General features: G+C 61.5%; 13 protein-coding genes. 9 read left to right on the top strand and 4 right to left on the bottom strand.

The genetic code is table 11. The features are described 5' to 3' along the window. The first annotated feature begins 27 nt into the window (after positions 1-27). Positions 28-1,575 (top strand): pyridoxal phosphate-dependent decarboxylase family protein, encoded by a 1,548-nt coding sequence (locus BN1724_RS09895; RefSeq protein ID WP_231928219.1) that lies wholly within the window; start codon positions 28-30, stop codon positions 1,573-1,575. A gap of 161 nt (positions 1,576-1,736) precedes the next feature. Here BN1724_RS09895 and BN1724_RS09890 read toward each other — a convergent pair whose 3' ends face one another. From BN1724_RS09890 to BN1724_RS09880, 3 genes are all read right to left on the bottom strand, one after another. Next, on the bottom strand, positions 1,737-2,576 hold the full coding sequence (locus tag BN1724_RS09890) for a hypothetical protein (protein WP_058235227.1): 840 nt from the start codon (positions 2,574-2,576) through the stop codon (positions 1,737-1,739). Positions 2,577-2,696: 120 nt separating this feature from the next. Continuing rightward, entirely contained in the window at positions 2,697-4,016 is a 1,320-nt protein-coding gene (locus BN1724_RS09885) for an LCP family protein (protein WP_058235226.1), read from the bottom strand. A 237-nt stretch (positions 4,017-4,253) separates the two neighbouring features. Continuing rightward, on the bottom strand, positions 4,254-5,753 hold the full coding sequence (locus BN1724_RS09880) for an MFS transporter (RefSeq protein WP_058235225.1): 1,500 nt from the start codon (positions 5,751-5,753) through the stop codon (positions 4,254-4,256). A gap of 414 nt (positions 5,754-6,167) precedes the next feature. On the opposite strand from BN1724_RS09880, the gene BN1724_RS09875 reads away from it, so the two are divergent. Further along, positions 6,168-8,492, top strand: coding sequence for an exo-alpha-sialidase (locus tag BN1724_RS09875; protein ID WP_084252966.1), 2,325 nt, complete (start codon positions 6,168-6,170; stop codon positions 8,490-8,492). A gap of 80 nt (positions 8,493-8,572) precedes the next feature. Here BN1724_RS09875 and BN1724_RS09870 read toward each other — a convergent pair whose 3' ends face one another. Further along, entirely contained in the window at positions 8,573-12,493 is a 3,921-nt protein-coding gene (locus tag BN1724_RS09870) for an efflux RND transporter permease subunit (protein WP_058235224.1), read from the bottom strand. A gap of 457 nt (positions 12,494-12,950) precedes the next feature. Here BN1724_RS09870 and BN1724_RS09865 point away from each other — a divergent pair, with 457 nt between their 5' ends. From BN1724_RS09865 to BN1724_RS09835, 7 genes are all read left to right on the top strand, one after another. Next, complete coding sequence (locus BN1724_RS09865; RefSeq protein WP_058235223.1) at positions 12,951-14,333, top strand: MATE family efflux transporter; 1,383 nt, start codon at positions 12,951-12,953, stop codon at positions 14,331-14,333. Between the two features lie 82 nt (positions 14,334-14,415). Further along, a complete protein-coding gene (locus BN1724_RS09860) occupies positions 14,416-15,876 on the top strand; it encodes a glycoside hydrolase family 1 protein (protein ID WP_058235222.1) in 1,461 nt (486 codons plus the stop codon). A 256-nt stretch (positions 15,877-16,132) separates the two neighbouring features. Beyond that, the gene (locus tag BN1724_RS09855) at positions 16,133-16,885 is read left to right on the top strand and encodes an SAF domain-containing protein (protein ID WP_058235221.1); all 753 of its coding nucleotides are present in this window, start codon (positions 16,133-16,135) and stop codon (positions 16,883-16,885) included. Beyond that, complete coding sequence (locus tag BN1724_RS09850; protein ID WP_157085857.1) at positions 16,882-17,664, top strand: P-loop NTPase family protein; 783 nt, start codon at positions 16,882-16,884, stop codon at positions 17,662-17,664. The genes BN1724_RS09855 and BN1724_RS09850 overlap by 4 nt, the downstream gene beginning before the upstream one ends. Next, positions 17,661-19,181 (top strand): CpaF family protein, encoded by a 1,521-nt coding sequence (locus BN1724_RS09845; protein WP_058235219.1) that lies wholly within the window; start codon positions 17,661-17,663, stop codon positions 19,179-19,181. The genes BN1724_RS09850 and BN1724_RS09845 overlap by 4 nt, the downstream gene beginning before the upstream one ends. Next, positions 19,178-20,068 (top strand): type II secretion system F family protein, encoded by an 891-nt coding sequence (locus tag BN1724_RS09840; RefSeq protein WP_084252965.1) that lies wholly within the window; start codon positions 19,178-19,180, stop codon positions 20,066-20,068. The genes BN1724_RS09845 and BN1724_RS09840 overlap by 4 nt, the downstream gene beginning before the upstream one ends. After that, positions 20,065-20,961, top strand: a complete 897-nt coding sequence (locus BN1724_RS09835; RefSeq protein WP_058235217.1) for a hypothetical protein — start codon at positions 20,065-20,067, stop codon at positions 20,959-20,961. The genes BN1724_RS09840 and BN1724_RS09835 overlap by 4 nt, the downstream gene beginning before the upstream one ends. Positions 20,962-20,986 lie beyond the last annotated feature (25 nt).

Here is a 20,986-nt window from a genome sequence, read left to right as displayed (position 1 = left end):
CGAGCTCTCATGTCACTATTAAGTTCTGTGACCTCCAATGATGCAGTCTCCGATGACAACGCTCCAGCTCGCACCACCTCATCCAGCCCCGGACGCCCTGCAATAACCTCGGCCTGCGTCAAACAGAGTCCGACAACCCCAACAGACCCCGAGCGGGACGTCGTCAATGAAGCGTTTACCGATGCGGCGAACCGCGCACAGCAGTGTCGACCGCCCTCAGCGATTTGGGGAGACGAGTCTGACGCGGTGTCGTCCGCACTCGCGTGGGCCGCTGAGCATACGGTCGCCCCGTCGGACCCCAAACATACGGCCCGCTCAGCGTCAGATTTGATGCGCGATCTCGGCCAGACGGTGACCCCGGATGGCATCGGATATGAGCGTGCGCTCGAACTTTTTGACCGGGTGATTGTCCCTGCGACCCGGGCCGCTGATGACCCGATGAACCTCGCTTACATTCCGGGGGCGCCCACCCGGGCCGCGGTTGCCTTCGACACCGCCGTGTCGGCAGCAAATATTTACGCGGGGATTTGGGAAGCCGGCGCGGGCGCGATCTGCGCGGAAAACCAAGCTCTGCGCTGGATTCTGGACCTTCTGGAATGGCCTGAGAGCGCCGGTGGGGTCTTTGTGTCGGGCGGAACCTCCGGGAACCTTTCTGCGCTGGCCACGGCCCGCCAAACAGCCCGGACCTGGCGCGGTCGCCGTCCAGCGAACGGATGGAAGCTCGTATGCGCAGAATCCGCCCATTCCTCGGTCCGATCCAGCGCATCCCTGCTGGACATCGAAGTGGTGACCGTACCCGCCGACGCTCACGGGCATTTGACCGGTGCCGCCGTGGAGCAGGCGTGTGCAGAGCATCCAGAGATTATCGCGGTGGTCGCCTCAGCTGGATCCACCAATGCTGGCATCGTGGATGACATCGCGAGTATTACCGAGGTTGCTCACCGCCGCGGCATCTGGGTTCATGTGGACGGCGCTTACGGCGGAGCAGCCCTTGCCGCCCCGAGCGCCCGGGAACGGTTTGCCGGGATCGAACAGGCCGATAGTTTTATCGTCGATCCTCACAAGTGGCTTTTCGCACCGTACGATTGCTGTGCGCTGCTCTACCGCGATCCGGCGCTCGCCTCCGCAGCGCATTCCCAGCACGCCGATTATCTGGATCAGATCGCGCGGGATGAATCCAATCCCGCCGACCTCGCGGCTCATCTCTCACGCCGTGCCCGGGGCTTGCCCCTGTGGTATTCGCTGGCCACGCATGGTACCAATCGGTACACCGCCGCCGTGGAGCGGTGTCTGGACACGGCGCGCACGGTGGCTCGGGCGATTGAGGCGATGGATCATCTTGAGCTCGCGCTGGAACCAGAGCTATCCGTGGTGGTGTTCTTCCGCCCTGGATGGGACGCGGCTGCGTATCAACGCTGGTCGGATCGACTTTCTCATAGTGGTCAGATCCTGTGTATTCCCACCCGACATGGGGGACGCACCGCGTTGCGGCTGGCTTTTACCAACCCTGAAACCGATCCGCAGGCTGTGATTGAGGTGCTCGGAACCACCATGAACTCACCTGACGGTTCCTAACTTGAAATCCTCTGCTCCCAGGGATTATGCAAAGCCGGACGATCCCATGGGCACTGAGGGCTCGCGCGATCTGGCGCTTCCTGGACCCTTGAGATCTAAGGTCTGTAGACCATCACCTATCTGAGCCATTGCGGCCGTATACACGGGCAATAGCGCCGTGGTTACCGGCGGGATCGACTGCGACGGGATCGAGATTTCGGGGCGCCGACGAACTGTTCAAATTCCCGGGCGAGACGGTCGCGGTGAACAGACTCCCCGAGCCGATCCCAGCCTGCCAGTGCCGCCCGTCCTCGCGTCATCGCCAGTTCGCGGTCACCTGCGGTCGCCAAAATCGTGAAGGCCCGATCGTCGATGTAGACGCTCCAGAACCGGGCACGCGCCTCGGCGCCGGTGGGCACATCCTCGATGGCGCGGGCGACTTGATCCAGTAACCGTTCAAAGCGCCGCAGGGTCGGCGGAGAAGTGGGCACGACCGGGGAGGTGGGCCGGTGCGCAGCCAGAGCGGACCCCTCGGCAAGCGCAATCATCATCCGCACATCCACCCCGTGGTCCCACACTTCAATGCTGCGGGCGGTATCGGAAGTCTCATCGGGCATGATGGTGCGAATCGCACTGGTAGTGGCGCCTTCGCGGCGGGCGCGTCGCCCCGCGATGCGTCGTGAACGTCGTCCCAAATAACCGGTACTACCTCCGCTGGTCCCAGCCGGCCCGGCGCCCTTGCCCTGTGCTGGTGTGTTCAGGGCGGCAAGCGCAGCGCCGCATAAGCTCACGGATTCTTCGAGACATCCGGCTTCTAGCAGAATCCGGGCAGCAGTCGCCCGGGCAGCTCGCCTTTCTTCTCCTGGATCTCGGGTCGGAGCAACATCCGGTCTGAGCACAGATCCATCAACGGCAATCGGATCCTCCGGCACAGGTGCCATCTGTGCCGGGGCTATCGGAGGCGAGACATCAGGCAGCGCGGGCAGATCAAGGGGAGACGGCAGATCAGAAGGCGATGTCATCGGCAGGTTCTCGCGGAGCTCCAAGATCGGCGTGAGGTTTGCCGCCAGGTGGCGGCAAACAGCGTGGACGGTAGCTCCATAATCTCACGAGAGAGCATCATCGAACCATGGGGGATGGCCTTAACGATTGTGATACGACTTCCTATCCTCGCTCTCACGGTGGCGTTCAAACGGAACGCGGTGTTCATGGGCCATGTTCCCGGACGACATCGTTTTGCTCGCTCCCGAGCTTTGCGCATCATCTGTTGCCGTGGGTGCACTGTAGGTGGGCATGGGACCACCGGTGGCTTCGGCGACGGCGCGCCGGATGTCGTTGTAGTCGTACGTGCCACTCATGGGGGCTAATGCGGCTTGTCCGTGCACCAGCGCGTTCTTGAGCAGCGGAGTCTTCGCCGAGGCAATGCCGAATCGGACGGTTTTCTGGGATGCGCCCAGGTCGTTAGCGAGGGTGCGTGCCTGTCCCACCGACAGGTTGGTCGACACGTGGTTGCTGAGGGCCTCGATCAGTGAGTTCACCTTTTCAGGATTGGTCAAAACCCCTGCGCTCATCGCTTGGGCACGCAGAGCTTCCATGATCTTTTGCTGGTTTGCTTGCCGGTCAGCGTCACCGTGGGCGAGTCCGCGAGCGCGTGGCTGACCTGGTTTGTAGTCTCCGCGCGCACGGGCAAGGGCGAGGGAGTGGAGGCCGTCGAGGTGGTAGTTACCGTTGTGCGGATAGTCGACCATGTGGCACATTCCGCGGGCGTCAGCGCCCTGGTCTTTGGAGCAGTGGAGGTCGAGATTCGCATCGAAGATTCCGTCGGCTCCGTCACCGGTGATGTTTATGTCGATTCCGCCGACGGCATCCACGGCGTCACGCAACGCGGAGTAGTCCACGTGCACCCAGTACTGGGGTGTGATGCCGGTTACGTCGCCGAGTACTTTGGTGAGTGAGCCAGCACCGGCGGCATCGTGCACGTTGTAGGCCGAGATTTTGGACTGCGGGGTGTCGAAGAATCCGGCGCCGCATTCGTATATGGCGTTGATCTTGGATCCGCTGCCCACGATGCATTTTTGGGGTTGCTTCACCCAAAGATCTCGGGGAATCGCCACCATCGTGGTGGAGTGGTGCTTGGGATCGAGCACCAGCATTTGGATGGAGTCCGTCAGCCACATTCCCTGACCGCCGGGGCCGTTGGCGTGGGAGGCGTCGTCCTGGGAGGTTCCGAACACGACGATTGCGGTTCTGCCTTGTGCGTCGTGGTCCAGTGGCTCACCGGTGACGAGGTCGGCGAGGTTGCCGCCGCCGCGAAATACTTTCGAGGATGCCATCTGAGCGTGGTACGCGGTGTAGGCCAGCATGCCGCCGACCACCAGCACAATCGCAAGAAAAACCCCGAGAATGACGCGTCTGCGACGTACGTGAACGCGACGCCTCACAGTGCGGGTGGAAACAGACATGGAACCTCCTGGGTAGTCGAAGGGACCCTAAGCCCCTACTCCGGATGCCCCATGAACAAATTCTGAATATTGCCTGAGGATACGTTTGTGCTGATGCCAGGCAGCCCTGCACTCACCCTTACGGGGCGAGCACAGGGCCGCATCCAACAAAACTCGCACCGCCGACAGCCCGGACCGCGCAATCTCCGGCCACCAGATCACAGTGCGCAATGGAGAGCGCAGCGTGGAACGGGTGAATCAGGCCGTCGCAGCGGGGTCGGCGAGGATTTCGTCGTTGCCGTCTTCCGGTCGCACCACGTCGCGATTCACCAGCTTTTGCAAAATCCTCGGGATGTTCAGGCCAATGGAGAGGATCACAATCAATGCGAATCCAACCGACAGCACAGCCAAAGCCGTCCCCAGCGAATACGTGCTGGCAAGCGCTGCGCCGAGCACCGGCCCCACGGCGCCGCCCAGCGCACCGACGTTGTAACAGAACCCGAGACCAGCAGCTCGCTTTTCCACCGGGAAGTAGCTGGAGACCCATTTCGGCAGCAGACCGGACACACCCTGCCCGAACATCTGGTTGAAGAAGAGCAAAATGCCCACCAGCAGCACATACTCGCCACCCTGCATAAACAGGGGGAACACCAGAATCTGAGAAATGATCAGGCTGATCGCATACCAGCGCCGCATGCCAATGATGTCTCCGAGGAATCCCGCGAGGATGTAGCCGCAGGCGTTACCGAGCCCTGCGAGGCTGACCACGTTGGCGACCGTCTCGGGATTCATGCCGACGTCTTTGAGATAGGTGGGCAGCAAACCCTGGATGGGCCAGGTGTACATGAACGAGGCGAAGATCGTCACCATAATCGCGACGCCGATCATCCAGCGTCGAGAATCAAACTGGACGATGAATCCGATAAAGACTGCTGCCGCGATCACCGCGAGCACGGCCACCGCCCAGTGTGGCAACCCGAACTCTCCGAAGATTGCCAGCAATGTGGCGGCGGCCATGATCACACCGATGATGTTCGGGATTTTGCGCGTCCCGGTGAACAGGACGGTGAGCATATCGGTTTCGCGCGGAGCATCTGTTGCTGCGGCTTTCTGCTTTTGGGCCTCCTCCCAGTCGGCGGCTTCGGGCAGGGTGCGGCGCATATAAATCGCCAAAACGATGGGGACGATACCGGTCAAGAACAGTGCGCGCCATCCCCAGCCGGGGAACCACACCTCAATGGTCGACATAATTAGCTTGTCCACCTGAGCGGCGAGGATCACACCGAATGCGAATCCTGACAGCAGGAATCCAGAGGCCTTATTGCGCATGTGCTTGGGCCAGGACTCGATGACGTAGGTAGCGGAGGAGGAGTATTCACCCGCCATCGCAAACCCGATGACGAGTCGGAAGAAGAAGAGGAACCAGTAGCTCGGCGCGAATGCCAGAGCGACGGAGCCCGCGGCAAACAGCACCATGGAGATGACCATCGCCGGTTTACGTCCGAACCGGTCTCCTACGGCTCCGAGGATGAGCCCGCCGAGCCAGCGGGAGATAAACGCGGCGGAGATTAGCGATGCGCCTTCGACGAGGCTGAGGTCGAAGGCGACGATGATTGACGGGAGTGCGAATGAAATCAGGACGAAGTCGTACCCGTCGAGAAGAACTCCTAGCCAGGCGGCAAAAAATGCTTTCCAGCTTCTGCGGTCTAGGTGTTGCCACCACCGTTTAGCGGGGGCATCGGGTGGGGAGGGATTCATGAGGGGCTCCTAGTCCACTAGGTCATCAGACGTCTGATGTTGCGTAAACATAGTGGCAACTAGGGGCGTGGTCAACTAGCTTCCACCCCGTAACGAAAGGGTTACAACTCCACACCCAAAGGGTCCAGCCCCACGGCGAAAGGTACGACCCGCGGCGAAAAGGCCCAGCTTCACAGAAAGGCCGCAGCCCCATGTCGAAAGGGTCGCAACCCGATAGCGGAAGGACCACAACCCGATGACGGAAGGACCGGGGTCGCAAACCCGGCGCCTGGGGAGTTGTGTCCCAGAGATCACTGTGGAAACATAAGACATCAGATGTCTATGTGGTGATGTGTAACACAACCCATCACTGCCACGTCCCCACGACCACCCTCACCGTCCCGCCTACCACGCCACACCACCGAAAGGACACCAATGCCCGAGCACCCCGCGGACAACGCACCGACCCTCATACGAGATGTCGCCGGGGACTCACGTTCCATTCAGGCCGCCCTCAGCGATATCCGCGATCTCGCTGAGAACCGCTCCGGCACCCTCCTACTTCAGATCTCCTCTCGAATCGACGGCCCTGTCCTCGTCGCCGAGGGCGAGAACGGCGAACTCACCCTGGCTATCAACGGCGGACGCCTATCCGGCACCGTCCGACACAGCGATGAACACCGCCTCCTGGATGCTGAAGACGCCCGTGGCCTCGACGACGGAGTCACCCACACCCTCGGCCTCACCGTGGACCACACCGGCACCCACGTCATCGTCGACGGCTACGAAGCGTTCTCGGCCACCACCACCGCCTGGTTCGCAGACATCGCACTGACCTCACTGCGCATCGACCCCGAGGGCATTATGGAGCCCTCCCGCCTAATGATCTGGGACGCGCCCCTCTCCCCTCGCGCCACCGTGGCCCAGTGCCCCCCGGTCAAATCATTCGTCGAGTTCGCAGCCTCCGCACTATCGAACCGCGACGCCCGACGATGCGGCAAGCTCGATGACGGCGCGCTACGGGCACTCTTCCGCACCCGCGGACGCGGCCAGGGCGGCACCATCATCGCAGCGCGCGGAATCCGCGGAATGCTGGAACTTGCCATCGACAACGGTTCGCTGACATACCGCGCCTACCAGGACGGTGAACAGATCGCCGACGTCTACGCCGGAGGCCAGTGGGACGATGGCCAGTGGCACGACGTCGTACTGGTTAGCGGACGCGGCGCCGTCGACCTCTACGTCGACGGATACCAAGTGGCGCATGTCAGCGGCACCGCATTCTTCGCCGACCTCGGAGAGGTTGAGCGGGTTGTGGTGGGCATCGACCTCACCGGAAGCCGCCTCTTCGGCGAAGCGCAGACCGCCATGATCTACGACCTCTATCTCAGCGACCACCAGGTTAAACGCCTCGCCGGGGTAGAGCCTCTGCCCACCCGCGCGCTTTTTGACACGGGATATCAGAGCTCGCGTAGCTACCGGATCCCCTCACTGATCACCCTTGATTCCGGGGTTATCCTCGCCGGAGCCGACAAACGAGTGAGCATCCCCAACGACAGCCCCAACGACATCGACTTTGTCATGCGTCGCAGCCTGGACGGCGGGCAGACCTGGGATGAGGCCCGTACTCTGATTACCTATCCGGGCAGCGGAGCTCTCGGATCCTCCGTGATCGACTCCGTGTTGGTTCAAGACCGCAAAAGTGGGCGAGTTCTGGTTCTGATCGATCATTTCCCCGGTGGTATCGGCCAGCCCAATAGCAGTCTCGGCACCGGATTTGCGGATGATGGTCGGCGTATCCTGCACGACCGAGCGGGCCACGCCTTCCTCCTCGACACCGACGGCACTGTCTGCGATGCCGACGGCAACCCGACCACCTACCGAGTCGATGCCCAGGGCAATGTGACCCGGGACGGGGCTGCGGCCGGCAATATCCACCTGGCACCGGGCGTGGACCCGAACGAAACCCTGCTCGCCGTACCTACCGCATACCTGCAGATGATCGTCAGCGACGATGACGGTCAGACGTGGAGTGACCCCATTGACCTCACCTCCCAGGTCAAAGAACCGTGGATGCGGTTCTTCGGAACGTCCCCGGGTAACGGTATTCAGCTGCAGCGCGGTGAGCATGCGGGCAGGATCCTGGTGCCGGTCTACTACAACCACGAAGAGGGCATCACGTTCTCCTGCGCCGCGATCTTCAGCGATGACGGCGGCCACACCTGGACGCGGGGCGCCTCCCCGAATGATGGGCGTCTGCTTGACGGCGTGGAGATTTCTTCGCGAGATCTGAGCGATGACCGCGGCTCACTGCACGAATCGGTGCTCGTGGAGGGCAGCGACGGTGAGGTCCACGTGTATATGCGCAACCAGCATCCGTCGGGTCGGGTGGCGCATGCGGTCAGCCGTGACGGTGGCCAGACCTGGGGGCCGGTCGATTTCATTGACCAGCTCACGGAAATTTTTTCGCAGCCCAACGCCGTCCGGGTGACTGATGATGCGGGCCGTGAGGCCGTTGTGTTCGCGAATGCATCGAAGATGCTGCCATTCCGCGGTTGCGGTGTGCTTCGCCTGTCCTACGACGATGGTCAGACGTGGCCGCATAACCGGGTCTTTAACCCGCGTCACTACGTCTACCAGTGCATGACCCAGCTCCCTAACGGCGATCTGGCGCTGTTGTGGGAGCGGGAATGTCAGGGGCTGTTTCTGACGATTTTGCCACTGACCTGGCTCACCCAGTCGCGCAGCACCTGTAGCTGACGCACTGGCCCCGATGGGGCAAAGGTGCATCGGTCTGACATCCCGCCTGGACCCCGATCTGCGGTCCGGGCGGGACATTGTCATCGTGACGTGCGCCCACGTTTCGACTTTCCGCGTTGCCGACGCTCAGCGATGATCCCGACAATGCCGCCGCGCTCTTTGAGCTCTTTCCCGCGGCGACGCACCGTCTCAAGGACCGCGTTTGCCGCTCGTGCACCGCGTGACCTGGGGACCTGACCTTTCGCCGAGCGAACTGGACCGTTCACAGGGCGCGCGGCATAGTTCGCTGAGTGCCCCGGTGCGGTCGCTGAACGCATCGGTGCGGTCGCTGAACGCATCGGTGCGGTCGCTGAACGCATCGGTGCGGTCGCTGAGCCCATGGAGGAGTTCGCTGGACGCACCGAGGTGTTTGCTGAGCGGATAGAAGTGTTTGCTGAGCCCGCGGTGGCGGTGCCCGACGATGCGTGGACAGCAGCCCCCATCGCAGCCCTGCGGCCCGGGACAGCATGACGCCCTGAGCCAGCATCACGACCCGAAGCAGCATCACGCCCTGATACGGCGCCACCGCCCGGCATAGCATCACGACCCGACATCACAACATCACGACTCAGCGCAGCATGACGGCCAGTCACCGCATTGCGGCTTGACGCACCGCCCCGCCCTGTCGCACCGCTCTGCACTGCGACACCGCCCTGCCCTGTTGCGGTACCCCGCGCAGAGGTTGCGGCGAAATCCGTGAAAGCGCTCGCTGGACGGCCGGTGACGTTCACGGGGCGCTTAGTGGCATTCCCGGGACGCGCAGTGGCATTCCCGGGACGCGCCACAAAACTCGCGCCAGCCTGCTCGTGGCGTTCCCGGGTTGCACGCCGATCACGTTCAGCCTGCTCAGCCTCACGGCGGAGTCTGCGCTTTTCACCCGGGCCTTCGACCATGCGGTAGAGAACCGGTACCAGCACCAGCGTGAGCAGGGTTGAGGACACCAAACCACCGATGACCACCACGGCCAACGGCTTCGAGATGAAGGCGCTGTAGCCGGTGATGCCCAATGCCATCGGAAGCAGCGCGAAAATCGTGGCCGCAGCCGTCATCAAAATCGGGCGAAGTCGTCGCCTCGCACCGCTGCGAATGGCCTCGTCGAGCGGCATCCCGTCACGTCGATATTGGTTGACCAGATCAACCAAAACAATTGCGTTGGTCACGACGATACCGATCAGCATCAACAGGCCGATCATGGAGGGCAAGCCCAGCGGGGTGTTAGTCAACACCAGCAGGCCGAACGCACCGGTTGCCGCAAAGGGAATCGAAACCAGCAGAATCAGCGGCTGCACCAGAGACTTAAAGATCCACACCAACAGCACGTACACCAGCAAAATTGCGGCGAGAATCGCGATACCAATCTGGCCGAAGGTCTGGGAGATGTCGTCTGCGGCGCCGCCCACGCTCGCCCTGGCACCGTCGGGAAGTTTGACAGCGTCAATCGAATCCTGCGCCACCTTCATCACCGCACCGACGTCCTGCCCTGCCGGGGTCAGAGCAATGGTGACCGTAGCTTGCGTGTTCTTGGTAGACAGCTCCGGCACCACATTGCGTTCTTCGATGGTTGCGAGGTCAGTCAGCGGGACGCCTGCGATGGAGAGTTTCGTCAGATCGTTCAGGGTCACAGGCTTGGTGTCACCGGCGACGTAAATATCCGTGTCGGTACCATCCAGGGACACTTTTCCGATGGAGGACGGGTTCAGTTCCTGAGCTACTAGCCCCACAATGGCGGACTCGGTTAAGCCGCGAGCGGCGGCCTCCTTCGATTTCACACTGATCACCACGGCGGGCTGGTCAGCGGTCAGATCGCTAGTCACCTGCGACACACTCGCCGGAGGATTCGCCAGCTGATCCATGATCAAGTCATTTGCATCGCGTCGCGCGGTAGCGGTCGGCCCGGTGATATCAATATTGACCGTGGATGCGCCGCCGGGGCCTCCGGAGGCCTGCATAGAGATATCGCCATGGTCGGGCAGAGATTTCAACGTGTCATCAATGCGATGGCGCAAGGCCTCTTGGTCAGCGTCATCCTTCGTGGTGATCGCATAGGTGATTTCGTTCGGCTGACCACCGGTGCTGAATTGGCCCGCACCGATGGTGGTTTGCACTGTCGTCACACCGTCGATGCCCAGCAGCGCTTTCTCTGCCTCAGCAGCTTTTTCTGATGATTCTTTCAAACTGGTGCCGTTGGGCAGAGTTTGCGAGAAGGAGGCAAGATTCTGCCCAGAGTCACCGAGGAAGTTCAGCGTCATCAGCGGGAATAGGAATCCGGTGCCGACCACAATCGCTATCGACACCAGAATCGTCACGATCCGGTGCGCCTGGGTAACTCGCAGCACTGGTGAATAGAGCCGGTGCAAGATACTGCGTTCTTCGCGCTGCTCCGCCCGGTCTCGGATTGCCGCGGTTTCCCGAGGATCTTTCCCGTAGTTGCCTTTAAGGAACCAGAAGGCGAGCACCGGAACAATCGTCAGTGACACGAACAGCGACGACAGCATGGCAATGGCCACGGTCAGCGAGAACGGTCTGAACAGCTCGCCGGCCATACCGGTGACGACGGCGATCGGCAGGAACACGATTACGGTTGCCAGGGTTGAGGACGTGACAGCTCCGGCGACTTCCTTCACCGCCGCGACCACCGCCTGCATCTTCGGTTCGCCGTAGGTCAGGTGCCGCTTAATGTTCTCGATCACCACGATCGAGTCATCCACCACCCGCCCGATGGAAATGGTCAGGGCGGCCAGGGTGAGCATATTGAGCGTGTACCCGAAGACCAGCATGCCCAGGAATGCCATGAGCACACTGAGTGGAATCGAAATGGCGGTCACGAGGGTGGATCGCACCGAGAGCAAGAACAGCAGGATCACCACAATGGCGAAACCCAGACCGAGCAGACCTTCTGTGGCGAGCGAGTCAATGGATTGCCGAATAAATGGGGCCTGGTCGAATACGACGTCACTGTGCGCGTTTCCACCCACGGTCGGCAACAGATCATCGAGCTTCTGACTGACTTCCTTGGATACGTCGACGACATTGCCATTTGCCTCAGCGGTCACCACCAACACCAGTGATTCACGCCCGTTGGTACGGCTAATCGAGGTTGCGTCCTTTTCGACGTGTTCCACGCTCGCCACGGACGACAGCTGCACCGGTTTGCGTTGCACTGTGTTGCGGCTCAGCGTTTGCGCCCGGCCTGCCTTGGGGGGAGGGGTGGCAGCCGGGGCTGAGGGCGTCACCATGAGCGTTCGCAGCTGGTCCAGCGATGAAAAGTCCTTGCCGATGGTGACATCCAGCGCCTGGTTGCCACGGGTGACGGTGCCGCCGGGGAGCGATGAGCCAGCATTTTTAATTGCGTTCTCGACATCGGAAACCGTCAACCCTGAGGCGGTGAGTTTCTCCTGTTGAGGAATGACGCGCACAATTTTGGTGGGGGCTCCGGCCAGCACCACAGAAGAGACGCCGTCGAGTTTTTCCAAAGCGGGTACCACGGTGGTGCGCAGACGATCGGCCAGCTGCCCCTGGTCGGAGTCGGAGGATACGGCGGTTACCAGGGCCGGAATCTCCGAGGCCCCACCGGCAATCACCTGCGGATCGACTCCCTCCGGCAAGCGATCCTTTAACCGCCCAATCGCGGCATCCACCTTATTGGCACTGCGGGCGACATCGGTTCCATAGGTCAGCTCAACCGTAACCATCGAAACACCGGATCGGGACGTCGAGGAGGTACTGTCGACGTTTTCCAGCCCGCGTACGGCCTGTTCAATCGGCGCCGAAATCTTCTGTTCGATCTGCTCCGCCGACGCGCCAGACTGCGAGGTGACGATCCGAATCTGTGGAAGATCCAGCGACGGAATGAGTTCCTGCCTCAAGGTCGTCATCGCGTACGCGCCAAGAATCGAGACCACCACACACACCAGTGCGATGAAGGACCGGTTCTTCAAGCTCACGTTGGCAAGTAACTTCATCAGATTCCGTTCCGGTCGGAGACAGGCAGTCCAGGGGCGATCGACGGGCAAGGTAGCGCGACACCGATGGATCCACCGTGCACCTGGATTCACAATCCGGGTGGACCCACCATGCGAGTTGATCCACCATGCGCCGGGGCCCTTGCGTCAACGCCCGCTCCATATCATCACGAACCTATGACATTCAGCCATCCGCCATGCGCCGGCCATAGATGAAAGGTGAATTAACCTCTGGACATTCCCGCACGATACTTCTACATGGCACCGCAAGGGAATATCGGCTATCTCATTGTTTATCGATCCGAATTACCTCAGAACATTCACCCCAATAACCCAGCGTTAACCCATTCGTCGCCCGACCCGTACTAGTCCAATCTCACGCGGCACCTGCCCGGTGCGGGCGATCTCACCACGCCCCGCAATGTGGAATGTCGTACTCCGCTACCACAATGGCTTCATGCCCCACGCAGCTTCCTCGCCGCCCTCGCCGCCGCCTCCTTCACCACCAGATCATCACCCGGCAGCATCCCGACGCCACCACGACCGAGAGATCATCCGCTTGGCCGGGCCCGCTCTCGGCGCGCTCGTGGCCGAACCTCTGTTCCTCCTCGCCGATTCCGCATTTGTTGGCCACGTCTCGACCGACGCCCTAGCCGGCCTCGGCATTGCCTCCACAATTTTGACCACGGTGGTCGGCCTGTCGGTGTTCCTCGCCTACTCCACCACCGCATCGGTCTCCCGCGCTTTGGGCGCTGGCCGTCAGACCGAAGCGCTGTCCAAAGGAATTGACGCCTGCTGGCTCGCGCTCCTGGTTGGCCTGCTGTGCATGGCTGTGCTCCTGCCCGGCTCCGGTCTGATCGTCAACCTATTTGGTCCCACCTCCGCGGTGGGGCACGAGGCCACGACATACCTGCGGATCTCCGCTCTCGGCCTTCCTGCGATGCTGGCCGTGCTGGCAGCAACCGGGCTGGTCCGAGGCTTACAAGACACCCGCACTCCGTTCCTTGTGGCAGGCGTCGGAGCAGCCGTTAATGTGCCTTTGAACTGGGCATTTGTCTTTCCCGCCGGGCTCGGCATTGCGGGGTCAGCACTGGGGACCGTGCTGGTGCAGTGGGGTATGGCTATTTGTTTGCTCGCCGTCGTTATTCGCTCCGCGCGCCCCAAGGGCGTGAGCCTTCGGCTGCGGCATGCCGATGTGACATCAGCGTGGCGCGAATCCGTGCCGATGCTCATCAGGACGCTGTGTCTGCGAATCGTGCTGATCACAATGACCGTCGCTGCGCTCCGGCTCGGAGCCGTGCAGCTCGCCGCGCACCAAGCGGCCATGTCGGTCTTCAACCTGGTCACCATGGCCCTTGATGCTCTGGCTATCGCCGGACAAGCCTTGACCGGGCGAATGCTGGGGGCAGGTGATCGCGCCGGAGTACACGCGGTAACCCGACGACTCATGCTGTGGGGCGTGTGCGGAGGAACCCTCGTGGCGCTAGTCATGTTGGCATCGTCGTTCCTGTTGCCGGACATATTTAGCCCGGATCCAGCAGTGCGAGCGAATTTGCGCGCTGTGCTGTTTGTTTTGCTGCTCGCGCAACCACTGGCCGGCTATGTGTTCGTCCTCGACGGGGTCTTAATGGGCGCGGGCGACGCCCCCTACCTCGCTAAAGCCGCCGCCATCACCCTCGCAGTCTTTCTTCCCGCCACCGTTGCCATATCAGCTCTCCTCCCAGGTGGGCTGTGGGCACTGGTCGGCTTATGGTGCTCGTTTTGCTTCGTCTTCATGACCGTCCGGGCCGTTACCCTCGGCCTGCGGGTGCGCACCGACGCATGGATGCAGCTTCACTAAAACGCCCTGCACCCCCGGGCAAAGCATCCCGGCCACATGGAATATCCTGAACGCCACCGAAAACCGCGCCGAAAGGTGTCCTATGAGAACCACCCGCACCGACCTCACCGGCACATCCAGTGTGAAACCTTTTCCAAAGGGTTTTCTCTGGGGTGGCGCCGTCGCTGCGAACCAGGTCGAAGGAGCCTATCGGGACGGCGGCAAAGGGCTGTCCATTCAAGATGTCATGCCCCAAGGGGTGCAGGCACCGCCGACCGCAGAACCCACGGGTGACAATCTCAAGCTACAGGGCATCGACTTTTACCACCGATACGCGGAAGACATTGCTCTTTTCGCCGACCTGGGTTTCACAGTTTTCCGGTTCTCCATTGCGTGGTCGCGCATTTTTCCGCGCGGAGATGAAGAGCAGCCAAACGAAGAAGGCCTCGCCTTTTACGATCGCCTCCTCGATGAATTAGAGCGCCACGGCATCGAACCGATGGTGACTATAAGTCACTACGAAACCCCGCTGCATTTAGCGAAAACCTATGGCGGGTGGACTGATCGCCGCATGATCAGGTTCTACGAACGCTATGCCCGCACACTTTTTGAACGGTTCGGACACCGCGTCAAACTGTGGCTGACATTTAACGAAATTAACTCGGTGTTGCATCAACCGCTGATGTCCGGAGGAATCCTCACACCGGCTGACCAGCTCAAACCCGCGGACCTCTACCACGCCGTGCATCACGAACTCGTTGCCTCCGCATCGGTGACCCGCATGGCGCACGAGATGATGCCCGAGGCCAAAGTAGGTTGCATGGTCATCGCTCTTCCGGTCTATCCACTCACCCCGGATCCACGAGACGTGCTCGCTGCGCAGCGCACCGACCACGATTCCCTCGCATTCAGCGATGTTCACGTTCGCGGTGAATATCCGGGCTATTTCTTGCGCATGTTGCGCGAGCACGGCATCGATTTGGATATCACCGCGGATGACCGAGACACCCTGAGGCACACAGTGGATTTCGTATCCTTCAGCTACTACATGTCTATCTGCGATGGCGTTACCCAGGACATCGAACCAGGCGAAGGCAACCTGATGGGCGGTCTACCCAACCCCACCCTCCCCGCCTCACAGTGGGGGTGGCAGATCGACCCCATCGGTTTACGCATCGTGCTCAACCAGTTCTGGGACCGATGGCAAAAACCGCTTTTCATCGTGGAAAACGGGCTGGGTGCTCGGGATGTTTTGACCACCGGCCCCGATGGCACGCCCAAGGTCGAGGACGACTACCGCATCGCCTATCTCAATGATCACCTGGTGCAGGTTCGCGAGGCCATTGAGGACGGCGTGAAAATCTTGGGATACACCACCTGGGGATGCATCGACTGTGTGTCAGCATCCAGCGGACAAATGTCCAAGCGCTACGGGTTCATTTACGTTGACCGCAACGATGACGGTACTGGCAGTTTAGCCCGCTATCGTAAGAAGTCTTTTGAGTGGTATCAGCGTGTCATCGCCACTCACGGGAGCTCATTGCAACCTCAGCCTGAGTCGTAGGACCCGCATCGGCATCAGCAGGTTTAGACCGCCGAACGGCCACCACATCCAGCGCGACCAGCACGTTATGGACCCCTCACTGGGTTATCCACAGTTTCTTCCGCAACACCCTTTATAGGGCTTTCTGGGTCTAGCATCGCTCTCGTCCACCCCTCCAGGGGCCACCTGAGAACGGACACGACCACCAGGCCACCTCGCGCATGCACTCGAACGCACCGCGACGGTAACGAGCCAGCCGCGTCCAGAAAGAAACACCATGACGCTGCGCGCTAAGAAAACCAGCACCGCACCCCCGGATGCGCACTCATCGTCACCATCCGCACCCGGGCCTAAGTCGGCGTACTCCACCCCCGCCACCCCACAAAGCCCCGCCACCCCACAAACCCTCGCCCAGCCGCTTCCCTCGCGGCGGCGTCCATCTCTGATTGCACTCGGGATCGCACTCATCGCTGTCTGCGCCGTCGGGGCCTGGTGGATCGCGAACCAGCTGTCGGCCACCGAAAAAGTTGTGGTGAGCACCCACGACATCGCGTGGGGCCAGACAATCACCCGCAAAGATCTCGCCGAAACCACCGTCAACCTGCCCCCGGGCGTTAAACGAGTGGAGGCTTCCTCCCTCACCTCACTCATCGGTCGGCACGCCACCAGCACAATTCCCCGCGGAAGCATCCTCAGTCCGAGCCAGGTATCCGCTACCGATCTTCCCGAGGCCGGAAAAGCCATTATCTCCATTGAGTTCAACAGCGCCCAGGTCCCCGTCGACAGCATCGTTCCCGGCGACAAAATCTGCCTGCTCAGCACCCCGCGCCCCAACAGCGACCCAGTCAGCGACAGCCCCGATTCGAGCACGGACAGCCAGATTGACGCGACGGTGCTTCGCGTCGGATCAGCGAGCCCGCGCGGCACCATCGCCATCCAAGTCATTGTGTCCAGCCAGGATATTCACGCCGTGACCTCACTCTCGGCATCCGGGCGCATTGGGCTCGCCGTCATGTCGCGGGAGAAATGACCATGCTCTACGCACTGTGCTCGGCTCACGGATCGCCCGGCGTCTCCACCACGGCACTCGCACTCGCTCTCACCTGGCCTCGTGACGCGATTTTGGTGGAAGCAGACACCGTGGGATATTCGCCCACCCTCGCCGGATATTTCGCCGGTCGTATCGCTCCCACTGCCACCCTCATCGACTTTCTTCCCGGTCCTGACCTAGAAGAGCAGCTTCTTCATCAGTCCATTCCGCTCACCGGTGAACAGGACCGCATCCGACGGGTCATCCCGGGGCTGCTCAATCCTCTGCAGGGCCGGGCACTGGCCACTCGATGGGACATGCTCGGATTCGCGTTCCGTGAACTCGACCGCGCCGGAATCGATGTCATCGCCGACCTCGGTCGGCTCCATGCACCCTATTGCGCCACCGCGTTACTGCACAGCGCCGACCTTTCGATGCTTCTGCTGCGCCCCACCATTCCCTCCGTGATGGCGGTCCGGGCAGCCCTTGCACATCGAACTGATACTGCCGACCAGGACACCACTATCCCGTCGCTGCACCTGGTCGCCGTCGATGCGCCCGGAACCTACAGCGCCCGTGAAACCCGAGCCACGATCAAAAGGCCGCTCCTGGGGACGGTGCCGTGGAGCCCGAAAACAGCTATGCATCTTTCATCGGGTAGCCCGCGCCCACGCAATTTCGAGTCCAGCCGACACCTGAAATCCATCCATCGTCTCGCCTCGCTCGCATACAAAACAGCCACCACCAGGCGGACTCTTCTGGCCGGGGAAATCTCATGACGCAGCCTCAGCACCTTCCGCTCTTCTCCGACCTCCCCCTTAGCGAAGCGTGTGCAAACCAGCTAAGCCGCACCGCTGAGCCGCACAATCATCACGCCTGGTTACCCCACCGCCCAGACCGGGATGGCCCTGACCAACCAAACACCGACAATAAGCGATCATGCTCAACCCACCTGGGGCGACCGCGCTCAGCCGACGCGGGCCAGGCCAGCTCCTCCACCATGCTGGATCGCGACACCTGGGCAGCGGTGACCGATCTTCGATCAAAGGTTGCCCAAGCACTAGCCCTCAACGTCGACGACGGGCTGGACCCCGATAGCCACCGTGCACGCGCCATGCATCTGACCACCGGCTATATCTCCGATCACGACCAAGATCGGATTGACCGGGGCCTGCCGTCGTGGACAAATGCGCAACGACGAGACATCTGCCGAGCAGTCATGGAAAGCCTGTTCGGCTTCGGGCGGCTTCAACCCCTGCTCGATGACCCCACCATCGAAAACATCGAGATATACGGCTCGGATGACGTGCTCATTCAACGCGTCGGAAACGTCTTCGGACAGTCTGAGCCCATCGCCGACAGCAATGACGAACTGCTCTCCACCCTGGCATTCTTCGCAACCCAGCAGGGTAAAAGTTTTGACCCGGCACACCCCCGACTGCACATGAGCCTCGGCCCGCGTGCGCGCCTTCAAGCAACCGGCTGGATCGTCGATCCCCCGTGCGCCACCATCAGAGTGCACCGGCTCATCGATGTCGACCTCAACAGCCTGGTGGAACTCGATGTGATGCCCGCCGACCTCGCCGACTTCCTGCGCGCCGCAGTGAAGGCCCGTAAATCCATCATCGTGGGCGGGGCCCAAGGGGCCGGAAAAACCACACTGCTACGGGCACTCATCAACGAAATTGATCCCTGGGAGAAAATCGCAACCCTGGAATCTACCTTTGAACTGCATCTGGATCTGCTCGGACACGACCGTCACCGACGCCTCATCGCCTTAGAGGCGGTGCCGGGAAGCGACGAAAAAGACGCGCAGGGGCGCCCCATCGGCGAAATCACCATGGACGACCTGGCACGCGACACCTTCCGGATGAACCTCGACCGACTCATCGTCGGCGAAATTCTGGGGCCCGAAGTGATCTCCATGTTTGAGGCCATGCAAACCGGTTCGGGAAGCCTGTCCACCATCCACGCGAAAAGCCCCTGCGCTATTCCCGGTCGGATTGTCACCCTCGCCCGCAAAGACGGCAGAGTGACCGAAGATTTCGCGCGACGCCAAGTCGCCGAAAATATCGACCTCGCCGTATTCGTTGACGTGGTTCGCGTCGTCGGACCCGATGGCCTCGCCTCACCACAGCGCCGCGTGACCGCCGTCAACAGCTACGAACCAGGGGAAAACGGCGCTGTCGCCACCACCGGGCTGTGGACCTATTCCCCGCACGGCGCCGTCAACGTTGCAAAGCCCGTCTGGTATCGCGACCTGGAGCCGTATTTAACAGCGGGAGGATCCCGATGATGCCGATTCTGGCGGCCCTGCTCGTCATCATGGCAGGGCTGGGATGCTGGGCGGTGTGGGCTGGAGTGCGCCCGCAGCGCATCCGCGACCTGGCCACTCGTCCCCCACGCCGTATCGCACTGTCAGCACGCAATAAATCAGCCGGGATTGCTGCCGGTGCGGTCGGCGGCGGGATCGTAGCGTGGCTGGTGACCGGGTATATCGCATCGGTGATCGCGGTACCCGCCATCATCGTGATCGCCCCGAAGTTCATTCCCCGCTCCACGTCCACCGCAACCATTGCCCGGTTAAACGCCATGGAAGAGTGGACCCGGTCTATGGCGGGTGTTCTCGGTGCCGGTGCCGGCATTGAACAGGCCATTCTCGCCTCTCAACGCTCAGCTCCTGCACCAATTGCAGATGAAGTGGGACTGCTCGGCGCGCGGCTACATGCGGGGGTTCCAATTGATACCGCCCTGGGGCAGTTCGCTGATGATCTCGCCGACCCCACCGGGGATTTAATGGTCGGCGCACTCATTTTGGGTTCGCGCCGACGCGGTCAAGGACTTGCCCGGTTGCTGACCGGGTGTGCAGAAACCATTGCCGACGACGTCGCGATGCGCCGACACATCGAAGCTGACCGGGCGAAACCGCGAGCCAATGCGCGCATGATCAGTCTGATCGCCATTCTTGTGCTCGCTACAGAATTCCTGCTCAACCCCGAATATGTCGCCCCGTTCCACACTGGGCTGGGGCAGCTGATCCTGGTCACACTGATAACGCTGTTCGCATTCGCCCTGTGGTGGATGCACCGCGCCACCGCCGAAACCATCCCCGACCGGATTTTGCACGGCCCCGGGATCAGCCAGTCTCCATCAACCTCGCACTGTGCCGGGAGTATCCGATGATGGCGTTCATTTTGATAGACGGAGCCATCGCCGGCCTCGGACTCACCCTGCTCATATACGCCGCTATACCCGCGTCACCGCAGCTACGCGCCGCCTTATCTCATCTCGACGGCCACAGCGCATCGCAGGCTCCGGGCCTTACCGGCGACAAACTTCCCATCGAATACAGACTGGGCCAGCAAATTGAACGCCTCGTCACCTCGCTTCCAGGCATTGTGACCCCCACCCGAGACCTCGCCCTGCTCGGCCTGACCTCAACTGCCTTCTACGGGCGCAAAGCTCTGCTCAGCTTCTTAGGATTTCTTCTTCCCATCGTTTTGGGTGCCTTTGCATTCATCCTCGGTTTAGCCCCACCGCCCTTCCTCACCGTAGGGCTGATGGTGATACTCGGCATCGTCTTTTTCCTGCTTCCTGATCTCGCGGTTCGTAAACAGGCTGCACGCGCCCGCCACCGCTGCAGCCGCATTCTTGCGGCCTACATCGACTTCATAGCGCTCGCAAAAATCGGCGGGGCCGGATCCACCCAGGCCATGATCGATGCGTCCCTGGTTGGTGACAACGAGCTGTTCCTGCGCATCCGGCAAATCATTGAACGAGCTCGGCTGCGCGGCACCAATGCCTGGGATGACCTGCGCGAACTCGGTGCCGAATTTGGCCTAAAAGAACTCGACGAGATCGCCGACATTGTCCGTCTCTCCGGCGAAGAAGGCGTATCGATCTGGGAAAGCCTGCGGGCGCGGGCCCATGCCGTCCGGATCGGGCACCTGCGCGATGACCAGGCCCAGGCCAATGCTCAGTCCGAAGGGCTCAGCCTCCCGGTCGCCCTGCTCGCCGCGGCTTTTATTGGGCTGCTGATTGCTCCCGCCCTGCTCAAGCTCGCCGTGCCGTCATAGCTGCGCGGACTCAACAACGCCACCC

This window comes from Devriesea agamarum (genome assembly GCF_900070355.1).
Taxonomy (GTDB): Bacteria; Actinomycetota; Actinomycetes; order Actinomycetales; family Dermabacteraceae; genus Devriesea; species Devriesea agamarum.
This window is presented reverse-complemented; position numbering and strand designations above follow the sequence as displayed.